We start from the raw sequence: 12615 nt of genomic DNA on the forward strand, positions 1-12615 counted from the left end.
CCATGAGTGTGGAAACTCAAAAGGAAACCCTGGGCTTCCAGACCGAGGTGAAGCAACTGCTGCACCTCATGATCCATTCGCTGTATTCCAACAAGGAAATTTTCCTTCGCGAACTGATCTCGAACGCCTCTGACGCTGTAGACAAATTACGTTTCGAAGCGCTGGCCAAGCCTCAATTGCTTGAAGGCGGCGCTGAACTGAAAATCCGCGTGAGCTTCGACAAGGACGCCAAGACCGTCACCCTCGAAGACAACGGCATCGGCATGAGCCGTGAAGACGCGATTACCCACCTGGGCACCATCGCCAAATCCGGTACCGCCGATTTCATGAAGCACCTGACGGGCGACCAGAAGAAAGACTCGCACCTGATCGGTCAGTTCGGTGTGGGTTTCTACTCGGCCTTCATCGTCGCCGACAAAGTCGACGTGTACAGCCGTCGTGCCGGCAGCGATGCCAGCGAAGGCGTGCACTGGTCGTCCAAGGGTGAGGGCGACTTCGAAGTCGCAACCATCGACAAGGCCGACCGCGGCACCCGTATCGTCCTGCACCTGAAATCCGGTGAAGACGAGTTCGCCGATGGCTGGCGCCTGCGCAACATCATCAAGAAATACTCCGACCACATCGCTTTGCCGATCGAACTGCCGAAAGAAGTGGCAGCTGTCGAGGGTGAAGAGAAGCCTGCCGTTGAATGGGAAACCGTCAACCGCGCCAGCGCTTTGTGGACCCGTCCGCGTACCGAGATCAAGGACGAGGAATACCAGGAGTTCTACAAGCACATCGCCCACGACTTCGAAAACCCGCTGAGCTGGAGCCACAACAAGGTCGAAGGCAAGCTCGAATACAGCTCGCTGCTGTACGTGCCGGCCCGCGCTCCGTTCGACCTGTACCAGCGTGAAGCGCCGAAAGGCCTGAAGCTGTACGTGCAGCGTGTGTTCGTCATGGACCAGGCCGAGTCGTTCCTGCCGCTGTACCTGCGCTTCATCAAGGGCGTGGTCGATTCCAACGACCTGTCGCTGAACGTGTCGCGGGAAATCCTGCAGAAAGACCCGATCATCGACTCCATGAAGTCGGCGCTGACGAAGCGCGTCCTGGACATGCTGGAAAAACTGGCGAAGAACGATCCAGAGCAATACAAAGGCTTCTGGAAAAACTTCGGCCAGGTCATGAAAGAAGGCCCGGCAGAAGACTTCGCCAACAAAGAAAAAATCGCCGGTCTGTTGCGCTTTGCGTCGACCAACGGTGATGACGGCGAGCAGGTGGTCGGCCTGGCCGAGTACCTGGCCCGCGCCAAGGAAGGTCAGGACAAGATCTACTACCTGACCGGCGAAACTTACGCGCAGGTCAAGAACAGCCCGCACCTGGAAGTCTTCCGCAAGAAAGGCATCGAAGTGCTGCTGTTGACTGACCGTATCGATGAGTGGCTGATGAGCTACCTCAGCGATTTCGACGGCAAGAGCTTCGTCGACGTGGCACGCGGTGACCTGGACCTGGGCAACCTGGACTCGGAAGAGGACAAGAAAGCCGCGGAAGAAGTCGCCAAGTCCAAGGAAGGTCTGGTCGAGCGCCTGAAGACAGCACTGGGCGAATCCGTGGCTGAAGTGCGGGTTTCCCATCGCCTGACCGATTCCCCGGCAATCCTGGCCATCGGCGAGCAGGACCTGGGCCTGCAGATGCGTCAGATCCTCGAAGCCAGCGGGCAGAAGGTTCCGGATTCGAAGCCGATCTTCGAATTCAACCCGGCTCACCCGTTGATCGAGAAGCTCGACAGCGAGCAGAGCGACGAGCGCTTCGGCGATCTGTCGCACATCCTCTTCGATCAGGCGGCCCTGGCGGCCGGTGACAGCTTGAAAGACCCGGCGGCCTATGTGCGCCGCCTGAACAAGCTGCTGGTTGAGCTGTCGGCTTAATCACGTTGTAGAAAAACCCGCTTCGGCGGGTTTTTTCATTCTGGTGTTTAAAAATCAGGAGTCAGAAATGAGCCAAATCACTGTACGTTCTGTTGCCTATCAGATTGACGGCCAGCCCTACGAGAGCCGCCTGGCCTTCGACGCCGACCACAAGGGCCCGCGTCCGGGGTTGTTGATGGCGCCGAACTGGATGGGCGTGGGTGCCGGTGCCGAGGAGATCGCCAAGTCGGTCGCGGCCAAGGGCTATGTGGTGCTGATCGCAGACCTCTACGGCCAATCGGTTCGTCCGCAGAACAACGATGAGGCAGGCGCGGCAATGATGCCGCTGAAGAATGACCGCCCGTTGCTGCGCAAACGCATGCAAGTGGCGTTCGAACAGTTGCAAGCCCAAGGTGAGGCAGCGGTTGATATGTCGAAACTGGCGACTTTCGGTTTCTGCTTCGGCGGTTGCTGCGCCCTGGAATTCGCCCGTACCGGTGCGCCGGTGAAGGCGGCGGTGTCGTTCCACGGCACCCTCGATACGCCGGACGTCAACGACGCGAAAAACATCAAGGGTTCGGTGCTGGTGCTGCACGGTGCGTCCGATCCATTGGTACCCAAGGAGCAGCTGCCGGCGTTTGAAGATGAAATGAATGCCGCCGGTGTGGATTGGCAGCTGCTGAGCTACGGTGGCGCCTTCCACTCGTTCACGGACCCGCATGCCAACGTACCGGGCATGATGATGTACGACGCGAAGGTTGCCGCCCGGGCATTCACTTCGATGCACAACCTGCTGGATGAAGTGTTCAAAGGTTGACCATGATTGGGTCGGTGTAAGTGCCTGCCTCATCGCGAGCAGGCTCACTCCTACATTGGAATGCATTCTCCTGTAGGAGTGAGCCTGCTCGCGATGGCGGTCTAACAGACACTTAATTGTTTAAGGCAATTCAATCCGCTCAATTTCCCCCGGCACCGTCGGCCAATCCCCGGCCGCCCAGCGTCGGCGCGCTTCATCGATGGCAGCCGGATCGCTCGCCACGAAATTCCAGTTGATCCGTCGCGGCCCATCCAGCGGCGCGCCACCAAACAACACCGCATGACAGCCGCTCTCGGCGAACAGCGTCATCTCTTGTCCAGGCGGCAACACCACCAGAGAATGCGGCTCCATGGGCTCTCCATCCAGCTGCACCTCACCGCTCAACACATACAGCGCGCGCTCTTCATGCTCTGTGGGAATCAGCAGGGTCGTCGCCGTTTGCAGGTGCAATTCGGCATACAGTGTAGGAGAAAGCACCGGCACTGGCGATTCCAGGCAAAAACCCGAACCCGCGATCATGCGGATCTTCACCCCGAGGTTCTCGCTGACCGGCAAGGTGCTCGCCGGGTGGTGACTGTAGTGTCCCGGGCCTTGTTCCCGGTCTTTTGGCGACGCCAGCCAGATCTGCAAGCCGTGCATCGTAAAGCCGCTTTCTTTTAGCGCTTGGGGGGTGCGCTCGACATGGGCGATGGCGCTACCGGCGGTCATCCAGCTGACATCGCCGGCGTTGACCACCTGATCCGAACCGAGGCTGTCCTTGTGCTGCAACTGGCCTTCAAAGAGGTAGGTGAGGGTGGAGAGGCCGATGTGCGGATGCTGGCGGATGTTCATGCCTTCTCCCGCGGCGTAGCGGGTTTGCAGCATGTGGTCGAAAAACACGAAAGGCCCGACATTGCGGCATTTGGCTGACGGCAATGGGCGAAGAATCGGCTGGCCTTCGACATCTTCGGCGCGGGGGCGGATCACGAGCGGAGTGTTCATGGTGCGTTCCAGGCTGAGCGGGTGATGCGGTCGAGCATAACCCGCTTGCGCAACCGTTGCCGCTATTGGCTGAACGCACCTTCGGAAAGGTGGGTTTCGATGCTGACTTCGCTGCTGGTCATCAGCTTGTGAACCGGGCAGCGATCGGCCACGCGGTGCAACTCATCGCGCTGGGCGTCGGTGAGCACGCCCTTGAGGGTCAGCTTGACGTGCAGTGCGTATTTGCCTTTTTGCTCCTGGCTGTTGTCGCGCTTGACCTCCACGCCAACGCCCGTCAGCGGAATGTCCTTTTTCTTCGCGTACATCTTCAGGGTCAGGGCCTTGCAGGCGCCCAGCGCGGCATCGAAGTAATCGTGTGGCTCCGGGGCCGAACCTTCGCCGCCCGCGGATACAGGCGCGTCGGCAAAGAGTTCGTGGTCATCGATCTGCACGGTATGGCGAAAACCTTCGGCGGAAACGGTATTGACGGTAACGGTCATGGGAGCCTCGCTGGCAATGGGAAAAGTCATTTGAGCAAAAAAGACCTCGAAGTTATAGAGCATTCCCCCTGGGGCGCGTTCCACTTTTTTGCGCAATCACAGGCGAAAAAAAGCCCCGCATGGGCGGGGCGATTTGATGTCTGGTCGATCAGCTGCCTTTGACAGTCTTGCCGTTGACCTTGCCGTCCAGGAGCATGATGTTGTACTCCTTGCCGTCGGTCTCGACCTGTTGCAGGCGAACCAGCAGGTAATCCCAATCCTTGGCGAACCACAGCACGGTGATGCGCTTGCTTTGTGTCGGGTCGCGTACGCGCTCGACCTTGATCGCATCGATCTGGCCAGCCTTGGTGTCGACTTTTTCCGAACCCAGCACGCGGAAGTCATAGGTATCGACTTCGCCATCATCGACTACCTGATAGCTCATGCTTTTCTTGCCGGCGGCCACGTCATGCTGCAGCGCCAGCTGGTAGGTGGATTTGTCGAGCATGCCGCGGTTGAGCGGGATATTGACCGCGTCGCCACGATCGGTACCGGTGACTTTCTTGGCGGTCCAGTCGAAGTCCAGGTCGGCTTTCTTGGCTTTGCCCAGGCCGCCACGCTCGAAGTGGTAAGACTGTGGCAGCAAGGTGTCCTTGTCGACGGTCAGGGTGCTTTCTTCGGACAGGCTGGCGATCATCATCGACGCCTTGAAGTTGAGCTTCCAGACGCCGTTGGCTTCCTTGGTCAGGCTGCGTTCAGCCGTGCCACTCATGGGCAACTGCTTCCAGTCGGCGGTGTAGCTGGCGGAGAAAGGTTGAAGGTCTGCAGCCTGTGCGAAGGGCAAGGCGAGCAGAGCGCAAGCGAAGAGCAGGGCGCGACGCATAAAATCTCCTAGGTTCGAATCAAGTGGCCGCTGGGCGCAAGCAACTGTCCATCCAGTAAAGCACCTTGATCACCGAGCGATAGCCGGCCTTCGGCAAACCAGCGTACGGCCATGGGGTAGATCAGGTGTTCCTGCACATGGACCCGCTGCGCCAGGCTCTGCGGCGAGTCATGCAACTCTACCGGTATTACTGCTTGTACGACCAGTGGTCCGCCATCGAGTTCCTCGGTGACGAAGTGCACGGAGCAGCCGTGCTCGGCATCGCCGGCCTCCAGCGCACGCTGATGAGTGTGTAACCCTTTGTATTTGGGTAGCAGCGAGGGGTGGATATTGAGCAGGCGACCCGCGTAGTGGCGTACGAAATCAGCGCTGAGAATGCGCATGAATCCGGCCAGCACCACGAGTTTGGGATTGAAGGCGTCGATCAGTTCGATCAGCGCGGCATCGAAGGCCTCGCGGCCCTCGAAAGCCTTGTGATCCAGGGTGCGGGTATCGATACCCGCGTCCCTGGCGCGTTGCAGGCCATAGGCGTCGGCGCGGTTGGAAATCACCGCAGCGACGCGGACCGGGCTGTCGCCGGTCCGCGTGCTGTCGATCAAGGCCTGCAAGTTACTTCCGGTGCCAGACAACAGCACCACAACATCACAGGTCTGGGACATCAATGAGCCTTGAGGTTTTGCAGTTCAACCTGAGCTGCGCCTTCGGCAGCGGTGGCGATCTGACCGATGACCCAAGGCTGCTCGCCCGCTTCACGCAGCACGTTCAGCGCGGTTTCCACGTGCTCTTGAGCAACGCAGATGACCATGCCCACGCCGCAGTTCAGCACGCGGTGCATTTCGTTTTCGTCGACGTTGCCTTTCTCTTGCAGCCAGTCGAACACCGCAGGGCGGGTCCAGCTTGCCACGTCAACCACCGCTTGTGCGCCTTTTGGCAATACGCGCGGGATGTTGTCCAGCAGGCCGCCACCGGTGATGTGGGCCATGGCCTTGACGGCGCCGGTGTCCTTGATCAGCTTGAGCAGCGGCTTCACGTAGATACGGGTCGGGGCCATCAGCAGGTCGGTCAGCGGCTTGCCGTCGAGCTGGATGTTTTCGATGTCGGCACCGGACACTTCGATGATCTTGCGGATCAGCGAGTAGCCGTTGGAGTGCGGGCCGGAAGACGGCAGGGCGAGCAGGGCATCGCCGGCGGCAACTTTGGAGCCGTCGATGATCTCGGCTTTTTCCACGACGCCGACGCAGAAACCGGCCAGGTCGTAGTCTTCGCCTTCGTACATGCCAGGCATTTCAGCGGTTTCGCCGCCCACCAGGGAGCAACCCGACAGTTCGCAGCCAGCGCCGATGCCGGTCACGACCTGAGCGGCGGTGTCGACGTTCAGTTTGCCGGTGGCGTAGTAGTCGAGGAAGAACAGTGGCTCGGCGCCGCATACCACCAGGTCGTTGACGCACATGGCAACCAGGTCGATGCCGATGCTGTCGTGCTTGTTCAGGTTCAATGCCAGGCGCAGCTTGGTGCCGACGCCGTCAGTACCGGAAACCAGCACGGGCTGCTTGTAGCCGGCCGGGATTTCGCAGAGGGCGCCGAAACCGCCCAGGCCGCCCATGACTTCCGGGCGCGCAGTGCGCTTGGCGACGCTCTTGATGCGTTCGACCAATGCTTCACCGGCGTCGATGTCTACACCGGCGTCCTTGTAGCTCAGGGAGGGTTGCTTGCTCATGATCCAGGCCTTTAGGGGGGGATTTCTGGGTAACGACCGAGTCCATCGGGACCGTCGAAATCGACGAAGGTGATTGCCTCACGCGATATTCGAGGGTGCCCGGCTGTTGCCGGTCTGCGAAGGCGCGCGATTTTATCAGGCTTGAAGGGCAGCGGCCATCCTCACGCCGACGGCAGGGGGCATATCGGCCGAAAAAAACCGCCTTTACCCGATATGGATGACATCCTGCTCGCCTCTACGGGTTGTCGTCATTAACCGTCTATCGTTAGCACAGTGCAAAAACTTACCCAGGGCGTGTGAATGTTTTGCGTCGGGCGATGGTCACAGCCTTGCCCGATCGTTTCATGCGGCCTGTTCCAGCCGCCTTTGTTCTCAGGAATCTTCCATGGGTTTTTGTAAATTCTTGCTTGTGGGCTGTTTGTCGCTGGTTAGCTTGATGAGCCACGCTGAAACCGTCAAAGGCCTTTATCAGGTGCGCGAACCGGTCAACGGCCAGTCGCCAGAAGAGCGTGAGCAGGCCACACAGCGGGCGCTCGATACGCTGGTATTGCGCCTGACCGGCGATCCCAAGGCACCACAGAATCCGGGGCTGGCGGCGCTTCGCAACGACCCGCAGCAAATCATCAGCCAGTACGGTTTCGAGGCAGGCCCGCCGGAAGTGTTGAAAGTAGATTTCGACCCCGGCACCACCGCGCAGGCCTTGCGTCGGGCCGGGTTGGCGATGTGGGGCTCCAATCGGCCGTCGATCCTGGGCTGGTGGTTGAACGACTACACCGAGGGTTCAAGTCTGGTGGGTGATGGTCAGGCCGGTGCGACACCCCTGCGTCGCGCCGCGCAGCACCGTGGTTTGCCCCTGCGTCTGCCGCTGGCGGACTTGAACGAACAAATCGTCGGCACCGCGCCGAATCTGGAAAGTGCCGATCCGTCGGCCCTGCGCAACGCTTCGCAGCGTTACAATGCCGACGCGTTGCTGGCGGTCCATGCCCGAGAAGAGGGTGGCCAATGGCAAGCCAAGTGGCAGTTGTGGCTGGGTGATCAGAAAGAGGCCGGCAGTGCTCAGGGGGCGGATCAAGCCGCTTTGGCGGACGCGGTGATGCTGGCGGTCAACCAGCGACTGGCGCCGCGATTCGTCACCAAGCCCGGGGCATCGGCTGCTCAGTTGCTGGAAGTCCAGGGCATGAATCTGGAGCGGTATGCGGCCCTTGGGCGTTTGCTGGAGCCTTTCGGCGGTCGTCCGCAAAGTGTTAACGGCGACCGGATTCTTTATCGGGTCAACGGCAGTAGCGAGCAACTGCGCGCGCAATTGTCGCTGGCCAGGTTGCAGGAGCTCGCGGTCGAGCCGGCGCCGGCGCCGGCGCCCGCGGCACCGGTCCAGCCTGTAGTCGCTGGTTCAGTCCCCGCGGTAACGCCCGCGCCGGCACCGACGCCGCAATTGCGTTTCCGCTGGTAGATTTTTCTTTCTTTATATAGAAGCAATGGAGTGGTTCATGGCCGATACGCGGCGTTGGTTCTGGTTGGGTGGAGTGCTGTTGCTCTGCGCGTTTATCTGGCTGTTGCACCCGATCCTCACGCCGTTCCTGGTGGCGTTGTTGCTGGCCTATCTGTTTGACCCCCTGGTGGATCGGCTGGAAAAAGCCGGCCTGTCACGAACCTGGGGCGTGATTGCGGTATTTGCCCTGTTCACCCTGATCTTCACCACGCTGTTGCTGGTGTTGGTGCCGATGCTCGCCAAGCAGTTGTTTCGCTTGTATGAGCTGGCGCCGCAGATGCTCGATTGGCTGCAGCACACGGCATTGCCCTGGGCGCAATCGAAGTTCGGCTTGTCGGAGGGCTTCTGGAAGTTCGACAAGCTCAAGGCGGCGATCAGCGAGCACATGGGGCAGACCACCGACATCGTTGGCGTGGTGCTGAGCCAGGCGACGGCCTCGGGCCTGGCGTTGATCGGCTGGCTGGCGAACCTGGTGCTGATTCCGGTGGTGAGTTTCTACTTGCTGCGGGACTGGGACCTGATGATGGCCAAGATCCGCAGCCTGCTGCCGCGCGATCGTGAAGAGCGCGCGGTGTCATTGGCCGCGGAGTGCCATGAAGTACTCGGCGCCTTCGTCCGCGGGCAATTGCTGGTGATGGTCGCGTTGGGCGTGATCTACGCCGCGGGCCTGATGCTGGTTGGGCTGGAGTTGGGCCTGTTGATCGGGATGATTGCCGGCCTGGCGGCGATTGTGCCGTACATGGGCTTTATCATTGGCATTGGCGCGGCGCTGATTGCCGGTCTGTTCCAGTTCGGCGGCGATTTGTACCCCATGATGGGTATTGTCGCGGTGTTCATGGTCGGTCAGGCGCTGGAAGGTATGGTGCTCACGCCATTACTGGTGGGGGACCGCATCGGCTTGCACCCGGTGGCGGTGATCTTCGCGATTCTGGCTGGCGGCGAACTCTTTGGTTTTACCGGTGTGTTGCTGGCACTGCCCGTGGCGGCGGTGATCATGGTGCTGCTGCGCCATGTGCATGATTTGTATAAGGATTCCGGTATGTACAGTGGTGTGGACGAATCAGAGCTTTAAATGGGGTCACGGGCAGGCCGGATCGACACACGGTGGCTGCCCATGGCGCCAAAGAATCTGTCATAAAACCGGTGCGCTAACGCAAACCTTTGATTTTGCTTGTGGTCTGTCGCATTGTGCGGTCGGCTTCACGGGTATAAACTTCGCAAACTTTACACAGAGGCCACTAACGGTTCCTTTGGAACTGTTCAGTCAGCATGAAACCGATTCAGCTGCCCCTAGGTGTGCGTCTGCGTGACGACGCCACCTTCATCAACTACTACCCAGGCGCCAATGCCGCTGCACTCGGCTATGTCGAGCGGCTGTGCGAAGCCGACGCCGGCTGGACCGAAAGCCTGATTTACCTCTGGGGCAAGCACGGGGTAGGGCGCACGCATCTGTTACAGGCCGCGTGCCTGCGGTTCGAACAGATGGGCGAACCGGCGGTTTACCTGCCGCTGGCCGAGTTGATGGATCGCGGCATCGAGATTCTCGACAACCTCGAGCAATACGAACTGGTGTGCCTGGACGACTTGCAGGCGGTGGCGGGCAAGGCTGACTGGGAAGAAGCGTTGTTCCACCTGTTCAACCGGTTGCGTGACAGCGGTCGGCGCCTGCTGATTGCCGCATCGACTTCGCCACGGGAGTTGCCGGTAAAGCTGGCGGATCTAAAGTCGCGCCTGACCCTGGCGCTGATATTCCAGATGCGCCCACTCTCCGACGAAGACAAGTTGCGCGCCCTGCAGTTGCGTGCCTCACGTCGTGGCCTGCACCTGACCGACGAAGTCGGGCACTTCATCCTCACCCGCGGTACCCGCAGCATGAGCGCGTTGTTCGAACTGCTCGAGCAACTCGACCAGGCCTCACTTCAAGCGCAGCGCAAGCTGACTATTCCGTTCCTGAAAGAAACCCTGGGCTGGTAGCCAGGCCCTGTAAATTCAGGGCCTGAAGCGATTTCCGACATATTCAAGGCGTCAGAAAATCCGCTTTCCTGCCGGGTGCAGGCTGCGCGAGTGTCTAGAACAGGCTTTAGCGCTTAGATGTTATCGAGAAACCAAGAAGTCACAAAAAGTTCGATTGAATTTGCAAATGAGAATGATAGAAGGCATAGTCGCGGCTCTTGATAACTTATTCAGCCACGGTCGTGCCCATGCTAAATCGCTTTGCACCCCTCGTGCCCCTCGCACTCGTTACCCTGTTGATCGGTTGCGCTGCCCACACCCCAGTGTCTGAGCAAGCGCAACAACAGCAGGATCAACACTCCGTTACTGCCCAGTCTTCCGCTCTCTATAAGCAAGCGCTTGAGCTCGAAGAAGCGGCCACCGAAAAAGAACTGGCCAGCTTCGCCGACGGCAAGTCGTACCAGCTTCCGGTTCTGGCCGACAGCATCCTCGAACGCGGCATGTCCCTGATCGGTACCCGTTACCGTTTCGGCGGTACCTCCGAAGCCGGTTTCGATTGCAGCGGTTTCATCGGTTACCTGTTCCGTGAAGAAGCCGGCATGAACCTGCCGCGCTCCACCCGCGAAATGATCAACGTGGACGCGCCGCTGGTTTCGCGCAGCAAGCTTGAGCCAGGCGACCTGCTGTTTTTCGCCACCAACGGTCGTCGCGGTCGCGTCAGTCACGCCGGGATCTACCTGGGTGACAACCAGTTCATCCATTCCAGCAGCCGCAAAAGCGGTGGTGTGCGCATCGATAACCTCGGTGACAGCTACTGGAGCAAGACCTTCATCGAAGCCAAGCGTGCACTCGCCATGGCTCCCGCAGCGACGCCAATCGTCACGGCTCGCAAGTAAGCGCACATTTCGTAAGGCGAACTTAAAGTCTTACTTGAAGTTTGCCTGATAAGCGCTAAAATTCTGATCATGAATGATGGCAAACCGCCTGCGTAATCCGCAGGCGGTTTTCTTTTCTGCGCTCCCGCAGAAATTAGCCGCAGCCTGATCAGGATGCTCTGCTTATGACGATGTCGGCCCGCCTCGCAATCATGCTGTTCGCAGCGCTGCTCAGTGCTTGTGCCAGCCGTACACCGCCACCTGTGCCAGTGGTTCGCGCGCCCATCGTATTCAATACCTCCCAGGACTTTTCGCCTGAAGCGCAAGACGTGCTGTTTCGCGCGTTGGGGCTGGTCGGCACGCCTTATCGCTGGGGCGGCAACACGCCGGATTCCGGATTCGATTGCAGTGGCCTGATTGGCTACGTCTACCGTGATATGGCCGGTATTTCCCTGCCCCGCACCACCCGCGAAATGATCACGATGCAAGCGGCCGATGTCGGCAAGGAAGGCCTGCAAACCGGTGACCTGATCTTCTTCGCCACCAATGGCGGTTCCCAGGTCAGCCATGCCGGCATCTATGTCGGTGAGGGCCGCTTCGTGCATGCACCGGCTACCGGTGGCACGGTCAAGCTCGACAGCTTGTCCAAGGCTTATTGGCAGAGAGCCTACCTGAGCGCCAAGCGCGTCCTGCAACCCGAGCATCTGGCGCGCAATCCGTAACAGCCGGAGGGTGTTGTCATGACCGCCCGCACGCTCAACCTCGACGATTCGCTCTATCAGTACCTGCTCGACGTCTCCCTGCGCGAAACGCCGGTGCTCAAGCGCTTGCGCGACGAAACCCAGGCGCTGCCCATGGCGCGCTGGCAGGTGGCGCCGGAGCAGGGGCAGTTTCTCGCCTTGCTGGTAAAACTCACCGGTGCCCGACGTTTGCTGGAAGTCGGCACATTCACCGGTTACAGCGCTCTGTGCATGGCGGGGGCATTGCCGGATGACGGCTCGCTGATCTGCTGTGACATTCCCGGGGATTACAACGCCATCGCGCGCCGCTATTGGCAGGAGGCGGGCCTGTGCGGGCGAATCGACCTGCGTTTGGCGCCGGCACTGGAAACCCTTGGCAGGCTGGACGAACCAGGCCAGTTCGACCTGGTGTTCATCGATGCCGACAAGGCCAATTACCCGGCCTACCTGGAACATGCGCTACGCCTGTTGCGGACCGGTGGCCTGGCGGTATTCGACAACACGCTGTGGAGTGGCCGGGTGCTTGAGGACAATCCCGAGAGCGCCGATACCCGGGCCATCCAGGCGCTCAATAGTGCCCTGAAGGGTGACGCGCGGGTGGATCTGTCGCTGTTGCCGCTGGGGGATGGGCTCACCCTTTGCCGGAAGCGCTGATTTCTCGCGGCTGTACCCGATCTACTGTGGGAGCTGGCCTGCCGGCGAAGGCGGTCTGACAGCCGACCTATTATGTGTTGACGGAGTACATATCCATTCCTGCGGTAACGGCCACTTATGGTTTCGCCCTTACGGCGAGTCACTTGGAAAAGCCCCAAGTAA

At 60.0% G+C, this 12615-nt stretch carries 13 protein-coding genes; 8 read left to right on the forward strand and 5 right to left on the reverse strand.

Annotated elements, in window-relative coordinates:
- Positions 1–2 precede the first annotated feature (2 nt).
- Both htpG and PMI35_RS08000 read left to right on the forward strand, forming a co-directional pair.
- The gene (gene htpG, locus PMI35_RS08005) at positions 3–1907 is read left to right on the forward strand and encodes a molecular chaperone HtpG (protein ID WP_008063312.1); all 1905 of its coding nucleotides are present in this window, start codon (positions 3–5) and stop codon (positions 1905–1907) included.
- Between the two features lie 67 nt (positions 1908–1974).
- The gene (locus PMI35_RS08000; RefSeq protein WP_008063313.1) at positions 1975–2703 is read left to right on the forward strand and encodes a dienelactone hydrolase family protein; all 729 of its coding nucleotides are present in this window, start codon (positions 1975–1977) and stop codon (positions 2701–2703) included.
- Positions 2704–2823: 120 nt separating this feature from the next.
- Here the strand turns inward: PMI35_RS08000 and PMI35_RS07995 are convergent, their stop codons facing one another.
- The 5 genes from PMI35_RS07995 to purM all read right to left on the reverse strand — a co-directional run bounded on the left by PMI35_RS07995 (position 2824) and on the right by purM (position 6742).
- On the reverse strand, positions 2824–3684 hold the full coding sequence (locus PMI35_RS07995) for a pirin family protein (protein WP_008063315.1): 861 nt from the start codon (positions 3682–3684) through the stop codon (positions 2824–2826).
- A gap of 62 nt (positions 3685–3746) precedes the next feature.
- Positions 3747–4163, reverse strand: coding sequence for an OsmC family protein (locus PMI35_RS07990; protein ID WP_008063317.1), 417 nt, complete (start codon positions 4161–4163; stop codon positions 3747–3749).
- 148 nt (positions 4164–4311) lie between these two features.
- On the reverse strand, positions 4312–5025 hold the full coding sequence (locus tag PMI35_RS07985) for a DUF3108 domain-containing protein (RefSeq protein WP_008063318.1): 714 nt from the start codon (positions 5023–5025) through the stop codon (positions 4312–4314).
- A gap of 8 nt (positions 5026–5033) precedes the next feature.
- The gene (gene purN, locus PMI35_RS07980; RefSeq protein ID WP_008063319.1) at positions 5034–5684 is read right to left on the reverse strand and encodes a phosphoribosylglycinamide formyltransferase; all 651 of its coding nucleotides are present in this window, start codon (positions 5682–5684) and stop codon (positions 5034–5036) included.
- Positions 5684–6742 carry a phosphoribosylformylglycinamidine cyclo-ligase gene (gene purM, locus PMI35_RS07975; RefSeq protein ID WP_008063320.1) on the reverse strand — a complete coding sequence of 353 codons (1059 nt, stop codon included), beginning with the start codon at positions 6740–6742 and terminating at the stop codon, positions 5684–5686. Before purM ends, purN begins: the two co-directional genes overlap by 1 nt.
- 385 nt (positions 6743–7127) lie before the next feature.
- Here purM and PMI35_RS07970 point away from each other — a divergent pair, with 385 nt between their 5' ends.
- The 6 genes from PMI35_RS07970 (at position 7128) to PMI35_RS07945 (ending at position 12453) form a co-directional block, all read left to right on the forward strand.
- Positions 7128–8192: a DUF2066 domain-containing protein gene (locus PMI35_RS07970; RefSeq protein WP_008063321.1), complete on the forward strand. Its 1065-nt coding sequence runs from the start codon at positions 7128–7130 to the stop codon at positions 8190–8192.
- 37 nt (positions 8193–8229) lie between these two features.
- Positions 8230–9303, forward strand: a complete 1074-nt coding sequence (locus PMI35_RS07965; RefSeq protein ID WP_008063322.1) for an AI-2E family transporter — start codon at positions 8230–8232, stop codon at positions 9301–9303.
- A gap of 197 nt (positions 9304–9500) precedes the next feature.
- Positions 9501–10205 (forward strand): DnaA regulatory inactivator Hda, encoded by a 705-nt coding sequence (gene hda, locus PMI35_RS07960; RefSeq protein WP_008063324.1) that lies wholly within the window; start codon positions 9501–9503, stop codon positions 10203–10205.
- A 227-nt stretch (positions 10206–10432) separates the two neighbouring features.
- Complete coding sequence (locus PMI35_RS07955) at positions 10433–11080, forward strand: C40 family peptidase (protein WP_008063326.1); 648 nt, start codon at positions 10433–10435, stop codon at positions 11078–11080.
- A 164-nt stretch (positions 11081–11244) separates the two neighbouring features.
- Positions 11245–11781, forward strand: coding sequence for a C40 family peptidase (locus PMI35_RS07950; protein WP_008063328.1), 537 nt, complete (start codon positions 11245–11247; stop codon positions 11779–11781).
- Between the two features lie 18 nt (positions 11782–11799).
- Positions 11800–12453, forward strand: a complete 654-nt coding sequence (locus PMI35_RS07945) for an O-methyltransferase (RefSeq protein ID WP_008063330.1) — start codon at positions 11800–11802, stop codon at positions 12451–12453.
- The last annotated feature ends 162 nt before the right edge of the window (positions 12454–12615 follow it).

It is taken from the genome of Pseudomonas sp. GM78 (genome assembly GCF_000282475.1).
Lineage (GTDB): Bacteria > Pseudomonadota > Gammaproteobacteria > Pseudomonadales > Pseudomonadaceae > Aquipseudomonas.

Coding starts and splice junctions, on each gene's coding strand:
- htpG (WP_008063312.1), top strand. CDS start 3: ATGAGTGTGGAAACTCAAAAGGAAACCCTGGGCTTCCAGACCGAGGTG.
- PMI35_RS08000 (WP_008063313.1), top strand. CDS start 1,975: ATGAGCCAAATCACTGTACGTTCTGTTGCCTATCAGATTGACGGCCAG.
- PMI35_RS07995 (WP_008063315.1), bottom strand. CDS start 3,684: ATGAACACTCCGCTCGTGATCCGCCCCCGCGCCGAAGATGTCGAAGGC.
- PMI35_RS07990 (WP_008063317.1), bottom strand. CDS start 4,163: ATGACCGTTACCGTCAATACCGTTTCCGCCGAAGGTTTTCGCCATACC.
- PMI35_RS07985 (WP_008063318.1), bottom strand. CDS start 5,025: ATGCGTCGCGCCCTGCTCTTCGCTTGCGCTCTGCTCGCCTTGCCCTTC.
- purN (WP_008063319.1), bottom strand. CDS start 5,684: ATGTCCCAGACCTGTGATGTTGTGGTGCTGTTGTCTGGCACCGGAAGT.
- purM (WP_008063320.1), bottom strand. CDS start 6,742: ATGAGCAAGCAACCCTCCCTGAGCTACAAGGACGCCGGTGTAGACATC.
- PMI35_RS07970 (WP_008063321.1), top strand. CDS start 7,128: ATGGGTTTTTGTAAATTCTTGCTTGTGGGCTGTTTGTCGCTGGTTAGC.
- PMI35_RS07965 (WP_008063322.1), top strand. CDS start 8,230: ATGGCCGATACGCGGCGTTGGTTCTGGTTGGGTGGAGTGCTGTTGCTC.
- hda (WP_008063324.1), top strand. CDS start 9,501: ATGAAACCGATTCAGCTGCCCCTAGGTGTGCGTCTGCGTGACGACGCC.
- PMI35_RS07955 (WP_008063326.1), top strand. CDS start 10,433: ATGCTAAATCGCTTTGCACCCCTCGTGCCCCTCGCACTCGTTACCCTG.
- PMI35_RS07950 (WP_008063328.1), top strand. CDS start 11,245: ATGACGATGTCGGCCCGCCTCGCAATCATGCTGTTCGCAGCGCTGCTC.
- PMI35_RS07945 (WP_008063330.1), top strand. CDS start 11,800: ATGACCGCCCGCACGCTCAACCTCGACGATTCGCTCTATCAGTACCTG.